This is a genomic window from Bacillus sp. LUNF1, assembly GCF_011008975.1.
GTDB lineage: Bacteria > Bacillota > Bacilli > Bacillales > Bacillaceae > Bacillus > Bacillus velezensis.
Genome location: NZ_CP048876.1, coordinates 3,588,851 through 3,606,981, shown reverse-complemented (window position 1 = coordinate 3,606,981; position 18,131 = coordinate 3,588,851). Strand labels below are relative to the sequence as shown.

The 18,131-nt window shown below is 46.7% G+C and carries 20 protein-coding genes and 1 pseudogene; 17 read left to right on the top strand and 4 right to left on the bottom strand.

The window, feature by feature from the left end:
• Positions 1 to 71 precede the first annotated feature (71 nt).
• Entirely contained in the window at positions 72 to 1,679 is a 1,608-nt protein-coding gene (gene pyrG / locus G4O42_RS17930; protein ID WP_007407615.1) for a glutamine hydrolyzing CTP synthase, read from the top strand.
• Positions 1,680 to 1,726: 47 nt separating this feature from the next.
• Here pyrG and G4O42_RS17925 read toward each other — a convergent pair whose 3' ends face one another.
• Entirely contained in the window at positions 1,727 to 2,248 is a 522-nt protein-coding gene (locus G4O42_RS17925; RefSeq protein WP_007614394.1) for a DUF2529 domain-containing protein, read from the bottom strand.
• Between the two features lie 164 nt (positions 2,249 to 2,412).
• Here G4O42_RS17925 and spo0F point away from each other — a divergent pair, with 164 nt between their 5' ends.
• The 11 genes and pseudogenes from spo0F (at position 2,413) to G4O42_RS17875 (ending at position 12,884) form a co-directional block, all read left to right on the top strand.
• The gene (spo0F, locus tag G4O42_RS17920) at positions 2,413 to 2,787 is read left to right on the top strand and encodes a sporulation initiation phosphotransferase Spo0F (protein ID WP_012118670.1); all 375 of its coding nucleotides are present in this window, start codon (positions 2,413 to 2,415) and stop codon (positions 2,785 to 2,787) included.
• Positions 2,788 to 2,962: 175 nt separating this feature from the next.
• Entirely contained in the window at positions 2,963 to 3,820 is an 858-nt protein-coding gene (locus G4O42_RS17915) for a class II fructose-bisphosphate aldolase (protein ID WP_003151102.1), read from the top strand.
• A 118-nt stretch (positions 3,821 to 3,938) separates the two neighbouring features.
• Entirely contained in the window at positions 3,939 to 4,577 is a 639-nt protein-coding gene (fsa, locus tag G4O42_RS17910) for a fructose-6-phosphate aldolase (protein WP_007407613.1), read from the top strand.
• 309 nt (positions 4,578 to 4,886) lie between these two features.
• Positions 4,887 to 6,176: a UDP-N-acetylglucosamine 1-carboxyvinyltransferase gene (locus G4O42_RS17905; RefSeq protein WP_007407612.1), complete on the top strand. Its 1,290-nt coding sequence runs from the start codon at positions 4,887 to 4,889 to the stop codon at positions 6,174 to 6,176.
• 33 nt (positions 6,177 to 6,209) lie between these two features.
• Positions 6,210 to 7,175, top strand: a complete 966-nt coding sequence (gene glpX, locus G4O42_RS17900; RefSeq protein ID WP_003151105.1) for a class II fructose-bisphosphatase — start codon at positions 6,210 to 6,212, stop codon at positions 7,173 to 7,175.
• A gap of 201 nt (positions 7,176 to 7,376) precedes the next feature.
• Positions 7,377 to 7,586, top strand: a pseudogene (locus tag G4O42_RS20295) (hypothetical protein).
• The gene (gene rho / locus G4O42_RS17895; protein ID WP_003151107.1) at positions 7,583 to 8,869 is read left to right on the top strand and encodes a transcription termination factor Rho; all 1,287 of its coding nucleotides are present in this window, start codon (positions 7,583 to 7,585) and stop codon (positions 8,867 to 8,869) included. Before G4O42_RS20295 ends, rho begins: the two are co-directional and overlap by 4 nt.
• Positions 8,870 to 8,990: 121 nt before the next feature.
• A complete protein-coding gene (gene rpmE / locus G4O42_RS17890; RefSeq protein WP_003151132.1) occupies positions 8,991 to 9,191 on the top strand; it encodes a 50S ribosomal protein L31 in 201 nt (66 codons plus the stop codon).
• Between the two features lie 84 nt (positions 9,192 to 9,275).
• On the top strand, positions 9,276 to 9,860 hold the full coding sequence (locus G4O42_RS17885; protein WP_007614390.1) for a thymidine kinase: 585 nt from the start codon (positions 9,276 to 9,278) through the stop codon (positions 9,858 to 9,860).
• A gap of 283 nt (positions 9,861 to 10,143) precedes the next feature.
• Complete coding sequence (gene malS, locus G4O42_RS17880; RefSeq protein WP_007407609.1) at positions 10,144 to 11,841, top strand: oxaloacetate-decarboxylating malate dehydrogenase; 1,698 nt, start codon at positions 10,144 to 10,146, stop codon at positions 11,839 to 11,841.
• 86 nt (positions 11,842 to 11,927) lie between these two features.
• Positions 11,928 to 12,884 (top strand): AEC family transporter, encoded by a 957-nt coding sequence (locus G4O42_RS17875; protein ID WP_007407608.1) that lies wholly within the window; start codon positions 11,928 to 11,930, stop codon positions 12,882 to 12,884.
• A gap of 33 nt (positions 12,885 to 12,917) precedes the next feature.
• Here G4O42_RS17875 and racA read toward each other — a convergent pair whose 3' ends face one another.
• Both racA and gloA2 read right to left on the bottom strand, forming a co-directional pair.
• Positions 12,918 to 13,481, bottom strand: coding sequence for a chromosome-anchoring protein RacA (racA, locus tag G4O42_RS17870; protein WP_029325733.1), 564 nt, complete (start codon positions 13,479 to 13,481; stop codon positions 12,918 to 12,920).
• Between the two features lie 110 nt (positions 13,482 to 13,591).
• Positions 13,592 to 13,975 carry an SMU1112c/YaeR family gloxylase I-like metalloprotein gene (gene gloA2 / locus G4O42_RS17865; RefSeq protein WP_007614387.1) on the bottom strand — a complete coding sequence of 128 codons (384 nt, stop codon included), beginning with the start codon at positions 13,973 to 13,975 and terminating at the stop codon, positions 13,592 to 13,594.
• A 111-nt stretch (positions 13,976 to 14,086) separates the two neighbouring features.
• On the opposite strand from gloA2, the gene prfA reads away from it, so the two are divergent.
• The 3 genes from prfA to G4O42_RS17850 all read left to right on the top strand — a co-directional run bounded on the left by prfA (position 14,087) and on the right by G4O42_RS17850 (position 16,369).
• The gene (gene prfA / locus G4O42_RS17860) at positions 14,087 to 15,157 is read left to right on the top strand and encodes a peptide chain release factor 1 (RefSeq protein ID WP_003151139.1); all 1,071 of its coding nucleotides are present in this window, start codon (positions 14,087 to 14,089) and stop codon (positions 15,155 to 15,157) included.
• A gap of 1 nt (position 15,158) precedes the next feature.
• A complete protein-coding gene (gene prmC / locus G4O42_RS17855) occupies positions 15,159 to 16,019 on the top strand; it encodes a peptide chain release factor N(5)-glutamine methyltransferase (RefSeq protein ID WP_032875933.1) in 861 nt (286 codons plus the stop codon).
• Positions 16,020 to 16,135: 116 nt separating this feature from the next.
• A complete protein-coding gene (locus tag G4O42_RS17850) occupies positions 16,136 to 16,369 on the top strand; it encodes a DUF5316 family protein (protein WP_045555081.1) in 234 nt (77 codons plus the stop codon).
• On the opposite strand, the gene G4O42_RS17845 is transcribed toward G4O42_RS17850, so the two are convergent.
• A complete protein-coding gene (locus G4O42_RS17845) occupies positions 16,356 to 16,730 on the bottom strand; it encodes a UPF0715 family protein (RefSeq protein ID WP_032869468.1) in 375 nt (124 codons plus the stop codon). The two genes, G4O42_RS17850 and G4O42_RS17845, sit on opposite strands and share 14 nt — an antisense overlap.
• Positions 16,731 to 16,890: 160 nt before the next feature.
• Here G4O42_RS17845 and spoIIR point away from each other — a divergent pair, with 160 nt between their 5' ends.
• Both spoIIR and G4O42_RS17835 read left to right on the top strand, forming a co-directional pair.
• Positions 16,891 to 17,571, top strand: coding sequence for a stage II sporulation protein R (spoIIR, locus tag G4O42_RS17840; protein ID WP_032875936.1), 681 nt, complete (start codon positions 16,891 to 16,893; stop codon positions 17,569 to 17,571).
• Positions 17,572 to 17,641: 70 nt separating this feature from the next.
• Positions 17,642 to 18,085 (top strand): GNAT family N-acetyltransferase, encoded by a 444-nt coding sequence (locus G4O42_RS17835; protein ID WP_032875939.1) that lies wholly within the window; start codon positions 17,642 to 17,644, stop codon positions 18,083 to 18,085.
• Positions 18,086 to 18,131 lie beyond the last annotated feature (46 nt).

Genomic DNA, 18,131 nt, shown 5'->3' with positions numbered 1-18,131 from the left:
AGTGAAATGATTTTCTATAAAACGGCACATTTTAAGGAATGTAGCGCAGACCGAAGAGAGGAGCAAACGAAATGACGAAATATATTTTTGTAACCGGGGGAGTTGTATCATCACTCGGAAAAGGAATTGTGGCTGCGTCACTTGGCCGCCTTTTGAAAAACAGAGGCATGAGCGTCACTATCCAAAAATTTGACCCTTATATCAACGTTGACCCGGGAACGATGAGCCCGTACCAGCACGGTGAGGTATTCGTTACCGATGACGGCGCTGAGACTGACCTTGACTTAGGGCATTATGAGCGTTTCATTGACATTAATCTGAACAGATTCAGCAACGTGACGACCGGTAAAATTTATTCCGCCGTATTGAAAAAAGAGCGCCGCGGGGACTACCTCGGCGGAACGGTTCAGGTCATTCCGCATATCACAAATGAACTGAAAGACCGCGTGTACCGTGCAGGCAAAGAAACAAACGCAGATGTAGTCATTACTGAGATCGGCGGAACAGTGGGAGACATCGAATCCCTTCCGTTCCTTGAAGCCATCCGTCAAATGAAAAGCGACATCGGCCATGAAAACGTGATGTACATTCACTGTACGCTTGTTCCGTACATCAAAGCGGCGGGCGAGCTGAAAACAAAACCGACGCAGCACAGCGTAAAAGAGCTGAGAAGCCTCGGTATTCAGCCTAATATCATCGTCGTGCGCACGGAAATGCCGATTTCTCAAGATATGAAAGATAAAATCGCACTCTTCTGCGATATTGACACGAAAGCGGTCATCGAGTGCGAAGATGCGGACAACCTTTACTCCATCCCGCTTAACCTTCAGGAGCAGGGACTCGATAAGCTTGTCTGCGATCATATGAAATTAGAATGCAAAGACCCGGATATGACGGAATGGAAAGACCTTGTCACGAAAGTGAAAAACTTGTCTAAAACCATTACAATCAGCCTCGTCGGTAAATACGTCGAGCTTCAGGACGCTTACATTTCAGTCGTTGAATCACTGCGCCACGCCGGCTATGCGTTTGACGCTGATGTGAAGATCAAATGGATTAACGCCGAAGAAGTGACAGAAAGCAATATTCAAGAGCTGACTAGCGGCACAGACGGAATCATCGTGCCCGGCGGTTTCGGAGACCGCGGCGTAGAAGGGAAAATCATCGCCGCCAAGTATGCGCGTGAGAATAAAATTCCGTTCTTCGGCATCTGCCTCGGTATGCAGATTGCATCCATTGAATATGCGCGAAACGTATTAGGTCTGGAAGGGGCTCACTCTGCGGAGATCGATCCGTCCACTCCTTATCCGATCATCGACCTTCTGCCAGAACAAAAAGATGTCGAGGATCTTGGAGGAACGCTTCGTCTCGGACTGTACCCTTGTAAGCTCCAGGAAGACACGAAAGCCTTCGAAGCGTATGCGGATGAAGTGGTATACGAACGCCACCGCCACCGTTATGAATTCAACAACGAATACAGACAGCAAATGGAAGAGAACGGTTTTGTGTTCTCAGGAACAAGCCCTGACGGCCGTCTTGTGGAAATCATCGAGCTGAAAGACCATCCTTGGTATGTCGCTTGCCAGTTCCACCCTGAGTTCAAATCAAGACCGACAAGACCTCAGCCTTTATTCAAAGACTTTATCGGCGCTTCCGTACAAGCTGCAGAACAGAAGTAATAAAAAAAGACTTGCCTCCTTTAAAAGCGGCAAGTCTTTTTTCTGCATCAGGCATATTCCTGCATCATTTCCTTTAACGTAAAGGACAGTGCGTGATAGACATACAGGCCTGTCATTAATGAAGGAAAGCCGTATCTTGTCCCGTCTTCATCAGGCAGAAGCGGCATTTTTAATTTGCTGTCAATATGAACATCACAAAATGCCTCAATCCCGGTTTGATCTTTGATGACAGGAGATACGCCAACGAGGCCGATCCCTTTTTCATAAAGCTTTTGAGCCAGAGCCTGTTCTTCAGCCGTGCCCGGACCTGAACAAAACATCAGCACCCTGTCGCTTTCTGTAATCGAATCAGCTGTATCCGGAAACGCTTTGACGGAAGGCATCGGTTCTGAGCCGAGTTCCGCCTCGCACAAAATGCCCTGCATCTCATTTGCGCCGTATAAATAAATGGTATGACCGCTGACGGCTGCCTGCGCCAGCAGGCGCGCGCCGTCTTCTATTGCTTCGGATTCCTTATCCTGAATGCGGGAAAAAATGCCTGCAAGCTGCGTCGTAAATATCTTTAACATGAGTGAAACCTCCTTTACACATACAAGAACAGTATACAACAAAAGAGAAAATGCTCAGAAAATGTCGGAAAGTAGACTATTATAATTAAAGGAAATGTGAAAATCAAACAGAATACATAAACAACTGCTTCCTTTTGACGAAAATGATAATATTGGGGTGTAAAATGATGAATGAAAAGATTTTAATCGTAGATGACCAATACGGTATACGCATATTGCTCAATGAAGTGTTTCATAAAGAAGGGTACCAGACGTTTCAGGCCGCCAACGGCATACAGGCGCTGGACATCGTAACGAAAGAACGGCCCGATCTCGTGCTTTTAGATATGAAAATCCCCGGCATGGACGGAATCGAAATTCTCAAGCGCATGAAGATGATTGACGAATCCATCCGCGTCATTATCATGACCGCTTACGGAGAACTCGATATGATTAAGGAATCAAAAGAGCTCGGAGCGCTGACCCATTTTGCGAAACCTTTTGACATTGATGAGATCAGAGACGCGGTGAAAAAATATTTACCTCTAAAATCGAATTAATAAAATTAGAAACAATTATGTCATTGTGTTGCCGATTTGTCGAAAAGTTGGTATCCTAGAGATGGAGAAAAAGCGATCTGTTGTTTTACATATGACAGGTTTTTATGGTCATGCTATAGGTGGAAAGCTTTTTTCGAGAAGAAGCAAATCAGGCTACATAAGGAGGACTTTCGACATGCCTTTAGTTTCAATGACGGAAATGTTGAATACAGCTAAAGAAAAAGGATATGCTGTTGGACAATTTAACTTAAATAACCTTGAGTTCACTCAAGCTATTTTACAAGCAGCAGAAGAGGAAAAATCCCCGGTTATTCTTGGTGTTTCAGAAGGCGCGGGACGCTACATGGGCGGCTTCAAAACAGTGGTTGCCATGGTTAAAGCTCTTATGGAAGAATACAAAGTGACAGTTCCTGTCGCCATTCACTTAGACCACGGTTCAAGCTTTGAATCTTGTGCGAAAGCGATTCATGCAGGTTTCACTTCTGTAATGATCGACGCATCTCACCACCCGTTTGAGGAAAACGTAGCAACTACAGCTAAAGTGGTTGAGCTTGCTCATTTCCACGGCGTTTCAGTTGAAGCTGAGCTTGGAACTGTAGGCGGACAGGAAGATGACGTGATCGCTGAAGGCGTAATCTATGCTGACCCTAAAGAGTGTCAAGAACTTGTAGAGCGTACTGGCATCGACTGCCTTGCACCTGCACTGGGTTCTGTTCACGGTCCTTACAAAGGCGAACCGAACCTCGGTTTCAAAGAAATGGAAGATATCGGCAAATCAACCGGCCTTCCGTTAGTACTTCACGGCGGTACAGGAATTCCGACTGCCGACATTAAAAAATCAATCTCACTTGGTACGGCTAAAATCAACGTAAACACTGAAAACCAAATTTCTTCTGCAAAAGCTGTCCGCGAAACATTGGCAGCTAAGCCGAACGAATACGATCCTCGTAAATATCTTGGACCTGCTCGTGAAGCGATCAAAGAAACGGTTATCGGCAAAATGCGTGAGTTCGGTTCTTCAAACCAAGCTTAATCCAATGTAACATCCATAAACCGCCTGACAGCATTGACAGGCGGTTTTATGTCTTACCTTTAGAAAGCGCAATCATGTTTTACAGTTCTGAAAATTTATTACTGGGGAGGCTTTCCTTATGTTATTTTTCATTGATACAGCAAACATTGACGAGATTAAAGAAGCTTATGAACTTGGCGTTCTTGCCGGAGTTACGACAAACCCTAGTTTAGTGGCGAAAGAAGCTGACGTGTCTTTCCATGACAGACTTCGTGAGATTACGGAAGTCGTGAGCGGATCAGTAAGCGCGGAAGTCATTTCCCTGAATGCTGAAGAGATGATTGAAGAAGGTAAAGAACTTGCGAAAATCGCACCGAATATCACGGTGAAAATCCCGATGACGTCTGAAGGGTTAAAAGCCGTAAAAGCGCTGAGCGACCTGAACATTAAAACAAACGTAACGCTCATCTTCAGTGCCAACCAGGCGCTTTTGGCGGCAAGAGCCGGAGCGACTTATGTATCTCCGTTCTTAGGCCGTCTGGATGATATCGGCCATAACGGTCTTGAACTGATTTCAGAAATAAGACAGATTTTTGACATTCATGATATTGATACACAAATCATCGCAGCTTCCATCCGTCATGCGCAGCACGTGACTGAAGCCGCTTTACGCGGTGCGCATATCGGTACGATGCCGCTTAAAGTCATTCACCAGCTGGCGAAACATCCGTTAACGGATAAAGGCATCGAGCAATTCTTGGCAGACTGGAATAAATAAGGGTGAAAAGGGCGGCAAACCGGTTGCATCCGTTTGCCGCACCCTTATGTTTTCCTGTTTGGCAGCGGGCCTTCAGTATCAAAGTGAAGAGTGTGTTTCCCCGGAATGTGAACCCGGCGGGCCTCTGTGCATCCTGTGTTAAAAATGCCCCGCAAAGCTTCGCTATTTTCTTCCTGTTATTTTATAATGTCCTTGTATTCTTTCTCTTCGAATTGGCTACATTTTGGACAAGAGCTTTATTTGCAGAGACAGAATAAAATGCCATTTTATTTACGCTCCGCAGCTATCTTCTTATGGAAGGAGACTATCATGGAAAAGTTGAATATTGCCGGCGGCGATCCGTTAAACGGAACCGTACATATCAGCGGTGCGAAAAACAGCGCCGTCGCATTGATACCCGCAACCATTCTGGCAAATTCCGAAGTAACGATCGAAGGGCTTCCGGAGATCTCAGATATTGAAACGCTGCGTGACCTGCTGAAAGAAATCGGCGGAAACGTCCATTTTGAAAAAGGAGAAATGGTCGTCGACCCTTCCCCGATGATCAGCATGCCGCTTCCCAACGGCAAAGTGAAAAAACTCCGTGCTTCCTATTACTTAATGGGCGCGATGCTGGGCCGCTTCAAGCAGGCGGTCATCGGACTGCCGGGCGGATGCCATCTCGGGCCGCGGCCGATTGACCAGCACATCAAAGGGTTTGAAGCGCTTGGGGCGGAAGTCACCAATGAACAAGGCGCGATTTATCTGCGCGCCGAAAGGCTGAGAGGCGCACGGATTTATTTAGATGTCGTCAGCGTCGGAGCGACGATCAATATCATGCTTGCCGCTGTACTGGCTGAAGGTAAAACCGTGATAGAAAACGCCGCCAAGGAACCTGAGATTATTGATGTTGCCACATTGCTCACCAGCATGGGCGCAAAGATCAAAGGCGCGGGAACCAATGTAATCAGAATCGACGGCGTAAAAGAGCTGCACGGATGCAGGCATACGATCATTCCGGACAGAATTGAGGCGGGCACCTTTATGATCGCCGGCGCCGCGATGGGGAAAGAAGTCATTATTGATAATGTCATACCGACTCACCTGGAGTCATTAACGGCGAAGCTCAGGGAAATGGGTTTTCACATTGAGACGAGCGACGATCAGCTTCTTATGCTCGGCGGGCAGAAGCAGATAAAACCGGTCGACGTAAAAACGCTTGTTTACCCGGGATTCCCGACTGATCTTCAGCAGCCGATGACATCTCTGTTAACGAGAGCCAGCGGCACGAGCGTCGTAACCGACACCATCTACTCGGCCCGATTTAAACATATAGATGAGCTGAGACGGATGGGGGCCAACATGAAAGTGGAAGGCAGGTCGGCCATTATCACCGGTCCGGCTGAGCTTCAGGGCGCAAAAGTAAAGGCGAGCGATCTGCGTGCAGGCGCTTGTCTGGTCGTCGCCGGGCTCATGGCTGACGGCGTAACCGAAATTACCGGTCTCGAGCATTTAGACCGCGGCTACAGCAATCTTGAGAAAAAACTCGAAGGTCTGGGCGCCACAATCTGGCGGCAAAGACTGACGGACGAAGAGATAGAACAGCTCCAAAATTCATAGAAATGCGGACTTTTGAGAGGAGATCGTGTTGAAATGGAAAGAAGCTTATCGATGGAATTGGTTCGAGTCACTGAAGCGGCGGCTTTAGCATCTGCCAGATGGATGGGCCGCGGGAAAAAAGATGAAGCTGATGATGCGGCGACAAGCGCAATGCGTGACGTGTTTGACACGGTGCCGATGAAAGGCACGGTCGTGATCGGGGAAGGCGAGATGGATGAAGCGCCGATGCTTTACATCGGCGAAAAGCTCGGAAACGGATACGGCCCGCGCGTCGATGTCGCCGTCGATCCTCTTGAAGGCACAAACATCGTAGCGAGCGGCGGCTGGAATGCGCTGACGGTGATCGCGGTCGCCGACCATGGAACACTGCTGAACGCCCCGGATATGTATATGGAAAAAATCGCGGTCGGTCCCGAAGCGGTAGGCTGCATCGATATCGAAGCGCCTGTCATTGATAACTTAAAAGCCGTTGCGAAAGCGAAAAACAAAGACATTGAAGATGTCGTGGCAACCATTTTAAATCGTGACAGACACGAAAAAATCATCTCTGAATTGCGTGAGGCGGGCGCCAGAATCAAACTGATCAACGACGGTGATGTCGCGGGCGCCATCAATACGGCCTTTGACCATACGGGAGTAGACATTCTCTTCGGTTCAGGCGGGGCTCCTGAAGGCGTGCTGTCTGCCGTTGCGTTAAAAGCGCTCGGCGGCGAAATCATCGGCAGGCTTCTGCCGCAAAGTGCGGAAGAGCAGGCCCGCTGTGAGCGAATGGGCCTTGATGTATCCAAAGTGCTCCGGATGGAGGACCTTGTGAGAGGGGATGACGCCATTTTTGCCGCAACGGGCGTCACGGACGGAGAGCTGCTGAAAGGCGTTCAGTTCAAAGGCTCCGTCGGTACGACTGAAAGTCTGGTCATCCGTGCGAAATCAGGAACGGTTCGATTCGTTGACGGAAGACACAGCCTGAAGAAAAAACCAAATCTTGTGATCCGGCCATAAATAGAGAAAAGCGGGACGGAAAGTCTCGCTTTTCTTTTGCAATAAAGAGTCAACCCTATCATTTATATGTCAAAGCATTATTTAAGTTGAATAATTTTTTGAAATGAGGTAAAAATAAAGAGTGCTGCGATTTTTCTGTGTCATTCCTTCTTTTGAGTACTGGGAAATTTTCAAATTCTACCGCATACAGACGATATAAATATTGATCTTCTCAAGTTTTTGTCCTCGCTTCCTTCAAAACTCATTAAGACATTCCTTTTTTAAAAAAAGCGCCGATCATGGGTGGAAGTGTTACCGATAGAAGTTCCTTAACGTTTTATAAAAGAATGTGCTTTGGCGGAATCATGCGAAGCAGCCGATTTGAATGAAAACAGCAATACATTGACTATGAAAAGCGTGGTGTTTTTATGAAAGACGTATCTATTTCCTCTTTGGAAAATATGAAATTAAAAGAACTATATGAACTGGCCAGACATTATAAAATCTCCTACTACAGCAAACTGACTAAAAAAGAATTAATCTTTGCCATTCTGAAAGCCAACGCCGAGCAGGAGGATCTTCTGTTTATGGAAGGCGTGCTCGAAATCATCCAATCGGAAGGATTCGGCTTCCTCAGACCGATTAATTACTCGCCAAGCTCAGAAGACATCTACATTTCTGCTTCCCAGATCCGCCGCTTTGATTTAAGAAACGGTGACAAAGTATCCGGCAAGGTGCGTCCGCCGAAAGAAAACGAACGCTATTACGGACTTTTGCACGTTGAAGCGGTAAATGGAGATGATCCGGAATCTGCGAAAGAGCGCGTCCATTTTCCTGCGCTGACTCCGCTTTATCCGGACCGCCAAATGGTGCTTGAGACGAAACCGAATTATCTCTCAACAAGAATTCTCGATATGATGGCTCCCGTCGGTTTCGGCCAGCGCGGTCTGATCGTGGCGCCGCCGAAAGCCGGTAAAACCATGCTGTTGAAAGAAATCGCTAACAGCATTACGACAAATCAGCCTGACGCTGAATTGATCGTTCTCTTAATTGATGAAAGACCAGAAGAAGTAACGGATATTGAACGTTCCGTAGCGGGCGATGTCGTCAGCTCGACATTCGATGAAGTGCCGGAAAATCACATTAAGGTAGCGGAGCTTGTGCTTGAACGGGCGATGCGTCTCGTTGAACACAAAAAAGACGTTATCATTCTGATGGACAGCATTACCCGCCTGGCACGGGCCTACAACCTCGTTATCCCGCCAAGCGGACGTACGCTTTCCGGCGGGATTGACCCGGCTGCGTTCCATCGTCCGAAGCGCTTTTTCGGTGCCGCGCGAAACATTGAAGAGGGCGGCAGCCTGACCATTTTGGCGACGGCGCTCGTAGACACGGGCTCCCGGATGGATGACGTCATCTATGAAGAGTTTAAAGGAACGGGCAACATGGAGCTTCACCTTGACCGTTCTCTTGCGGAAAGACGGATTTTCCCGGCGATCGATATCCGCCGCTCCGGCACACGGAAGGAAGAGCTGCTCGTGCCGAAAGAGCATCTTGACCGTCTATGGGCGATCCGCAAATCGATGTCTGATTCTCCGGACTTCGCAGAGAAGTTTATGAGAAAAATGAAAAAAACAAAAACGAATCAGGAATTCTTCGATTTGATCAACCAAGAATGGAAGCAGGCAAACCTTTCATCATCAGCCCGCCGCTGATAAAAAATGTATTTGCAAATGCAGTAAATGACTGATATAATTCTCTCATATGCGTTCCGGATTACTCCGGAATAATAACTCTGTTTCCACACGGGATTCAGGGCGGAAGGAGATGGATACAATGAAAGCAGGAATTCATCCTAATTTCAAAAAAGCAACAGTTAAATGCGCTTGCGGAAATGAATTTGAAACAGGCTCAGTAAAAGAAGAGGTACGCGTTGAGATTTGCTCTGAATGCCACCCATTCTACACTGGACGTCAAAAATTCGCTTCTGCTGATGGTCGTGTTGATCGCTTTAACAAAAAATACGGTCTTAAGTAATAATAGATTTTACAGGCAGGCAAGAATTGCTTCTTGCCTGTTTTTTATGTCCATAAACAGGGAAAAAAGGGGAGCGGATAGCCTATGTACATAATGAAGCAAAGCGGATGGCTTGAGCTGATATGCGGCAGCATGTTCTCTGGGAAATCAGAAGAGCTGATCCGCAGAGTGAAAAGAGCGACATATGCGAAGCAGGAGGTCAAAGTATTCAAACCTGCCATTGATAATCGCTACAGTGAGGAGGCCGTCGTTTCTCACAACGGCACATCCATGACAAGCCACGTCATCTCGTCTTCGGCTGAAATATGGGATCATATCAGTGAAAGCACGGACGTCATCGCGGTAGATGAAGTGCAGTTTTTCGGCGAATCGATCATCGGCGACTTATCCTCGCTTGCGGATAAAGGCTATCGTGTCATCGCGGCCGGACTTGATATGGATTTCCGGGGAGAGCCGTTCGGCGTGGTGCCGAATCTGATGGCGGTTGCCGAATCGGTGACGAAGCTGCAGGCGGTCTGCTCCGTTTGCGGGTCGCCGGCAAGCCGTACGCAGCGTTTGATTGACGGGAAGCCCGCTTCCTATGATGATCCGGTCATTTTAGTCGGCGCGTCGGAGTCATACGAAGCGAGATGCAGGCATCATCACGAAGTGCCGAAAAAAACAGACTGATAAATAACCCTTTTCATGAAAACATCGGTAAAAAATCCGGTGTTTTTTTGACGTTTTTTCAAAAATTGTAGTTAAATAACTTAAAAAAGAGTATGAAAAAATTAAGTAATTTTCATCTCTTGAATTTTCATTTTTACAGGCATAAAATGACTAAGTAATGTAAATAGTTATGAGACATTGTTCGAATAATTGTCAAAAAAAGATATAGCAGATCGCGATCACACTAGCCAAAATGGGTAATTACTTAACTTTGTTAACTATTTGAAGAAAGAAGGAGATTTTCTTGAATAATATTAAAGTAACGAAGGAAGGCAACTTAGAAACTACTTTAAGAGGAAAAGAAGTTCTATCTATCCCTACTTTAAATAAAGGTGTTGCGTTTTCAGCAGAAGAAAGAAAAAGCCTTGGATTAGACGGGCTGCTTCCTCCGACAATTCTGTCTCTTGATGAGCAGGCAAAACGCGCATACGAGCAGTTTCAAGCTCAGCCGGACCGCCTTCGCCAAAACGTGTATTTGAATGATTTGCAAAACCGTAACGAAGTTCTTTTCTTTAAATTGCTTCAAAACCATCTTCGTGAAATGCTGCCGGTTGTTTACACACCGACTGTCGGTGAAGCGATTCAAGAATACAGCCATGAGTACAGAAGACCTCAAGGGATTTACCTTTCTATCGACAACGTGGAAGGAATCGAAGAGGCATTTGAAAACCTTCATGCCACTGCCGGAGATATTGATCTGATCGTTGCGACAGACTCAGAAAGCATCCTCGGAATCGGTGACTGGGGTGTAGGCGGTATCAACATCGCCATCGGTAAATTAGCGGTATACACAGCTGCTGCCGGTATTGACCCAAGCCGTGTTATTCCTGTCGTTCTTGACGTCGGTACGAACAATGAAAAACTTCTGAACGATCCTTTATACATCGGTAACCGCCATGAACGTATCCAAGGCGAACGTTACGAAGCTTTCGTTGACGCTTATGTAAAAGCTGCGCTTAAATATTTCCCTAAAGCTCTTCTTCACTGGGAAGACCTTGGAAACAAAAACGCGCGCAATATCATGAAGAAATACAACCATGAAATTCTTACATTCAACGATGACATTCAAGGAACAGGTGCGATTACGCTTGCAGGTGTGCTTGCGGCTATGAAGAAAACAGGCGCGTCTATTAAAGACCAGCGTGTGGTTGTCTTCGGTGCAGGATCTGCCGGAATCGGAATCGCTGACCAAATCCGCGACACTATGGTGCTTGCAGGTCTTTCTGAAGAAGAAGCCAACAAAGCGTTCTACACAATGGACTACAGAGGCTTGTTAATTGAAGGTATGGAAAACATTCTTGATTTCCAAGAGCCGTACCTGCGCACAGCTGAAGAAATTAAAGATTGGAAACGCGATGAAAACGGACAAATTCCTTTCATTGAAGTGATCCGTCAAGCGAAACCGACAATCTTAATCGGTACATCAGGCCAAAGCGGCGCGTTCAGTGAAGAAATCGTCAAAGAAATGGCAAAACACGTTGAGCGTCCGGTCATCATGCCGATGTCTAACCCGACACCGCTTGCTGAAGCCGTTCCTAGCGATCTTTTCAAATGGACTGACGGCAAAGTGCTTGTGGCGACAGGAAGTCCGTTTGACAATGTAGAGTACAATGGCGTTTCTCATGAAATCGGACAATCTAACAACGCATTCGCGTTCCCTGGACTTGGTCTCGGTTCAATCGTTGTAGAAGCGAAAGTGATTACTCCTGCAATGTTTGCGGCAACTGCTGACGCAATCGCAGAAAGCGTTGATTTTGAAACACCGGGTGCAGGCCTTCTGCCGAGCATGAGCGACTTACAAGAAGTTTCAATTAAAGTTGCGATCGCCGTAGCGGAAACTGCAATTAAAGAAGGCGTGGCAAACCGCATTCCTGAAAATGTAGAACAAGCCGTTCTTGATGCAATGTGGAAACCGCAATATAAGCAAGTTGTCGCTAAATAATTTTTACGATTAATTTTACAGTCCGAGGGAAAGCTTTTATGTAAAGGCTAAAGTATACGGACATTAAGGATTTGGAGGAGAATATTTTGAGCTTCTTAGATATTTTAATCCTCCTGGCGCCGATCTTTTTCGTGATCGTGCTGGGATGGTTCGCAGGTCGCTTCGGAAGTTATGACGCGAAGTCAGCAAAAGGGGTAAGCACCTTAGTTACGAAGTACGCGCTTCCGGCGCATTTTATCGCAAGTATTTTAACCACTTCAAGAAGTGCGTTTTTATCACAGGTTCCATTGATGGTCGCTTTGATCATTGGGATTGTCGGATTCTTTATCGTCATTCTGTTGGTTTGTAAATTTATCTTCAAGTATGATTTAACGAATTCATCTGTATTTTCTTTAAACTCTGCACAGCCGACATTTGCTTTTATGGGTATTCCCGTACTAGGAAGCTTATTCGGAGCAAGCGAAGTAGCGATTCCTATCGCCGTTACGGGTATCGTGGTTAACGCCATCCTTGACCCGCTTGCGATCATTATCGCTACTGTCGGTGAGTCATCTAAGAAAAAAGACACTGAAAACGAGAACTTCTGGAAAATGACTGGTAAGTCTATTCTTCACGGTCTTTCCGAACCGCTTGCGGCTGCACCGCTTATCAGTATCATTCTGGTACTCTGCGGTGTAACACTCCCTGGCTTGGGAGAAAAAATGCTTGATCAGCTCGGAAGCACAACATCAGGTGTTGCGCTCTTCGCCGTCGGTGTAACTGTCGGTATCCGCAACATTAAGCTCAGTCTGCCGGCTTTCGGTATCGCTTTGTTAAAAGTTGCCGTTCAGCCTGCGCTGATGTACTTGATCGCTCTTGCAGTCGGACTTCCGGCTGACCAGATCACTAAAGCGGTATTGCTCGTTGCATTCCCTGGATCTGCGGTAGCGGCGATGATTGCCACACGTTTCGAAAAACAAGAGGAAGAAACTGCGTCCGCGTTCGTGATCAGTGCGATTTTATCTCTCATCTCACTGCCGATCATCATTGCGCTGACTGCATAATCAAAAGCTCCCTGTTTCAGGGAGCTTTTTTGATTAGAATTGAAATTTAAAAGGCGAAAATCTCGTTTTTTTTCTGGGTTTCTTATGTTCTGAAGAAGCGGCTGTTTCTGAGAGGGGAGCTGTCTGGGAAAGTTCCTGGATGCGGGAGGCCAATGTCTGCAATTCGGTATTGAGGTCGTCAATTTCCCGCCTGTGCTGAAGAAGCTGATAAGACACCCCTTCATCCGCCTTTTGTTTCAGCTGGCGTTCAAGCTCCTCTATCCTTGAAAGCAGATGGTTCTCACCTTGTTTCTCTTTTGTGAGAATGTCCAGTTTGCGCTCCAGCTCTGCCAATCTTTGTTCAGCGCCGCCATTGATTTTCGGACGCTGCAAAATGAAGCCCGTCCGTTTTTTCGGCTGCCGGGGCACTTGAACGTCCAGAAGGGCAGTGCCTTCAGAAATTTGCCGTTTGACCGATTTCAGCACATCAAGATCCTCAGGTGTAAAGGAATAATGTCCGAGCTCATTCCGTTCAGCCGGAAGATTCAGCTGCTTGACCCACCTTTGCACCGTTTTTGCGGAGACACCGAGCTCTTTCGCGGCCATGTTTGTATTCATGATCACATACCTCCTTTTTGCTAGGTATTCGACCATGAGGCGGCGTTCCCTTCATGTTAGACAAAACAAGAAGGAATTCGCCAAAGAAAGCGGCATTTCTTCAAAAAACGTTACGCTTCATACAATTCAAGCGGAAGCTTGTCGGGATCAAAGAAAAAGGTAAACCGTTTCCCCGTCAGCGGATCGGTTCTGATCGGTTCTGTGCCGACGCCCTTTTCCTTTAACTCCCTGACGGCTGCTTCAAGATCGTTCACGGTGAAGGCAAGATGCCGGAGACCCGCGGCTTCCGGTCTGGTCGGCCGTTCAGGCGGATCGGGAAAGGAAAACAATTCAATCGCATACGCGCCGTCCAGCGCCAGATCAAGTTTATAAGATCCGCGATCCTTTCGGTATGTTTCTTTTATAATGCCGAAACCGAGAATCTCGGTGTAAAAAGCTTTCGACTTTTCATAATCAGAGCATATGATTGCTATATGGTGGATGGATTTCAGCATATCCGCCCCTCCTTTTTTGCTTCAGTATAACAGAGGCGAATTGCTTTTGACTGGCGATAAGCCCTATACTATAATGAGAATGTTACGCACAGGAAAACAGAGGTGAAGACCGTGTTAGACCGTTTACAGTCAATTGAACAACGATACGAAAAATTAAATGAGCTTTTAAGTGATCCGGAAGTGGTCAACGATCCGAAAAAGCTTAGAGAATATTCGAAAGAGCAATCTGATATACAAGAAACCGTTGAAGTCTATAGACAATACAGAGACGCATCAGAACAGCTTGCCGATGCGAAAGCGATGCTTGAGGAAAAGCTTGATGCCGATATGAGAGAAATGGTGAAGGAAGAAATCTCCGAACTGCAGGGAGAGACGGAAACCTTATCAGAGCGTTTGAAAGTGCTCCTCATCCCGAAAGACCCGAACGATGACAAAAACGTAATCATGGAGATCCGCGGAGCGGCGGGAGGAGAAGAAGCCGCGCTGTTTGCGGGAAATCTCTACAGAATGTACTCCCGTTACGCCGAAATCCAAGGATGGAAGACTGAAGTCATGGAAGCAAACGTGACCGGAACGGGCGGTTACAAAGAAATCATCTTTATGATTACGGGAAAAGGCGCATACTCCAAGCTGAAGTATGAAAATGGCGCGCACCGCGTACAGCGTGTTCCGGAAACGGAATCAGGCGGCCGTATTCATACATCCACGGCGACGGTGGCGTGTCTTCCTGAAGCGGAAGAAGTAGAAGTGGACATCCACGAAAAAGACATCCGCGTCGATACATTCGCATCAAGCGGACCGGGCGGACAAAGCGTAAACACGACGATGTCGGCCGTACGCCTGACGCATTTACCGACCGGTGTCGTCGTATCCTGTCAGGATGAAAAATCTCAGATTAAAAACAAAGAAAAAGCGATGAAGGTGCTCCGCGCCAGAATCTATGACAAATTCCAGCAGGAAGCTCAGGCTGAATATGATCAGACCCGTAAATCAGCCGTCGGTTCAGGCGACCGTTCCGAGCGTATCCGCACATACAATTTCCCGCAAAACCGTGTGACGGATCACCGTATCGGCCTGACGATTCAAAAGCTGGATCAAATCCTGGAAGGCAAGCTTGATGAAGTGGTTGAAGCGTTAATCGTAGAAGACCAGTCAAGCAAGCTCCAGCAGGCGGAAAATTAAGATGAAGACCGTTTTTGAAGCCCTAAGCTGGGCTTCTTCTTATTTAACCGAAGCGGGAAGAGAAAAAAACGCGGCCGAGCTGCTGTTGTTAAATGATACCGGAATGGATCGGAGCAAACTTCTCGCAAGTCTGCAGGAGCCCGTCGGCGAGGACGAGCTTTATCGATTCAGACGGCACGTGGAGATGCATAAAGAAGGTATTCCGATTCAATATATTATCGGGAAAGAACAGTTTTACGGCAGGGAATTTTTTGTGAATGACGATGTTCTCATTCCGCGTCCGGAAACGGAAGAAGTCGTCTTTCATCTGCTGGACAGACAGAAGCGGGTATTTTCCGAGGCAGAACGCCTGAACGTCATTGATATCGGTACGGGGAGCGGAGCCATTGCGGTGACGCTCGCGCTTGAATGCGGACATTTTTCAATATCGGCTTCGGATATTTCAAAAGAAGCGCTGCAGGTGGCGGAAAGAAATGCGCAGAACCTCGGAGCGGACGTCTGTTTTTTGCAGGGAGATCTGTTAACTCCTTTTATTTCATCAGGGAAAAAAGCGGATATTATTGTTTCCAATCCGCCGTATATTTCTGAAGAAGAAATGGCGGATTTGTCGGATATCGTCCGTTTCCATGAGCCGCTTCATGCTCTTACGGACGGCGGTGACGGTTTGAAATTCTACAAGCGGTTTATGGAGGAGCTGCCTCTTGTCATGAAAGATAAAGCGCTTGTCGTCTTTGAAATCGGATATAATCAGGGAAAAGCCGTGAAAGACCTGTTCCGTCATTCCTTTCCGAATGCGGAAGTGGAAGTCGTACAGGACATCAACGGAAAAGACAGAACCGTATCCGCGATCATCACATCATGAAAAAAGCCCGCCGGTGACGCACACGGCGGGCTTTTGTTACAATGGAAAGAAAATGAAAGGGGCATCCGCCTAGAAAAAAGCGTTCGCCTTCGGATGTATACTCGCCGCCGCAGCTTATGCGGCGGGGGTTTGTTCTGCCGTTTGGCTTTGACATCATTTTCGGCGCCGTTACGGCTGTTCTTATCGTCACAGCGATCATCGTTTCCGGGTTGGCCGTAAGCGGAGCGGAGCAGCGGGCCAATTATCATTCTGAAACAGAAGAAGGACGGCACGCCCGTTTAAAGATGGCCGCCGTTTTCTTTTGCGCCGCTCTCCCTTCAGCCGGCTGTCTGCTGATTACGCTTCTGTAGCCGGATTTTGTCTTTGCAGCAATACGGAATCCCATACCCAATAGACGACGGCTGTTAAAACCGCAAAGATATAAAAGGCTGAATTAGAAAACAGAGATTGGCCTGACGGCTGCAAAAGACCGAAGATGATCCCGTTTGCAATGAATGACACCCCTAAATAATAAAGAAGATACAGCGGATGAAATCTCTTCGGCTTTTTATTCAGAAAGTATTGAAGCGGCAGCGCAAAAATCAAATAAGGAAACAAAAAATAAAACGCCATCGAAATGAAAGCCGCGATAATGAATTGATGAACATACAAAATAGAATAAATGACAGACATGCATGCCGCCGACAGCAGCACGGTGTAATTATATTTCATCTGAAAACCTCCTATCAAAATAATATCGTACCATATTTTGAATCTGTCAATGCAGATTATCAGCTTGCTAGATTTTTTTCTTCCCGCCGGTTTAAACCTTTTCCGTCATGTCCATAATGGGACTAGATAAAAAAAGCACGGAGAGGAACGGTGGGGACCGATGAAACAGACAATGATGATCTGCATATATATTTTTCTTTTATTATCAGGAGCGCTTGCGGGTTTGACAAAAGAAGAAACGGCGCGGGCATCAGCCAATGAGCCCGTTGTCATACCGGATGAAGCGATCCGGCTCAGGATTTTGGCCAACAGTGATAACGATGAGGATCAAAAGCTCAAGCGCCAGATCAGAGATGCTGTAAACAAGCAAATCACGGACTGGGTGAAAGATATCACTTCCATTGAAGAAGCGCGGCGGCTCATTCGTTCGAAGCTTCCTGAAATTAAAGAAATCGTCAAACAAACAATGAAAGAAAAGGGTGCGCATCAATCCGTTTCAGTTCAATTCAATAAAATCTCGTTTCCGACAAAGCTCTACGGCAATATGGTCTATCCGGCCGGAAAATATGAAGCGATTTTAATTACACTCGGCAATGGCGAGGGCGCCAACTGGTGGTGCGTCTTGTTTCCGCCGCTGTGCTTCCTTGATTTCTCAAACGGCGAAGCGGTGAAAGATCAGGAAGACGGCGGACAGAAGCAGGAAGAAACGCAGAAACAGACTAAAAAAGTGCTGGATGACGTAAAAGCAAAGGCTGATAAAGCGAAGAAAGAAAATAAAGAAGACGATGATACAGAAGTGAAGTTTTTCCTCGTCGATTGGATTTCAGATCTATTTTCCTGAAGCAAAAGGCATAAATCCGGATTCGATTCATAGATTGGAAGAAAGAGTTGATCGAAACGGAGGGAAATATATGTTTTATCAGCTGAGAGTGGCAAGAGATCAAGATACGGAGGCGCTGGAGGCCTTTTTGAAAAAGGCTGATACGGCACATGCGGAAATCGATCAGCAGATCAGCCGGTTTATCGTGCTGGAGGACAGCGAAAAAAAGATTGCCGCCTGTCTCGGGATCGAAAAATTCAGCGGCGGAAAAGGGCTTCTCCGTTCACTCGTCATGTCGGACAGGCTGAATCAAAGCCATATCGTTACACTGTTTCAAAGTATGGATGTGCTGTGCAAAAAACATGAGATTCAAGATGTCTACTTAGTCGCCAATCAGCCCTCATCTGCTGAGTTTCTGAATGTGATGGGATTTGAAGCGTGCGCCGATGCGCCTGATGAACTGTATACGTCCGAACATTTCCGCAACTCGTTATACACAGAAGGTTCGTTTTTAATGGTGAAAACCTCTGCCTGATCTAACTTATACACAAGGTTATCCACTTATTAAAAAGTGTTGTCCA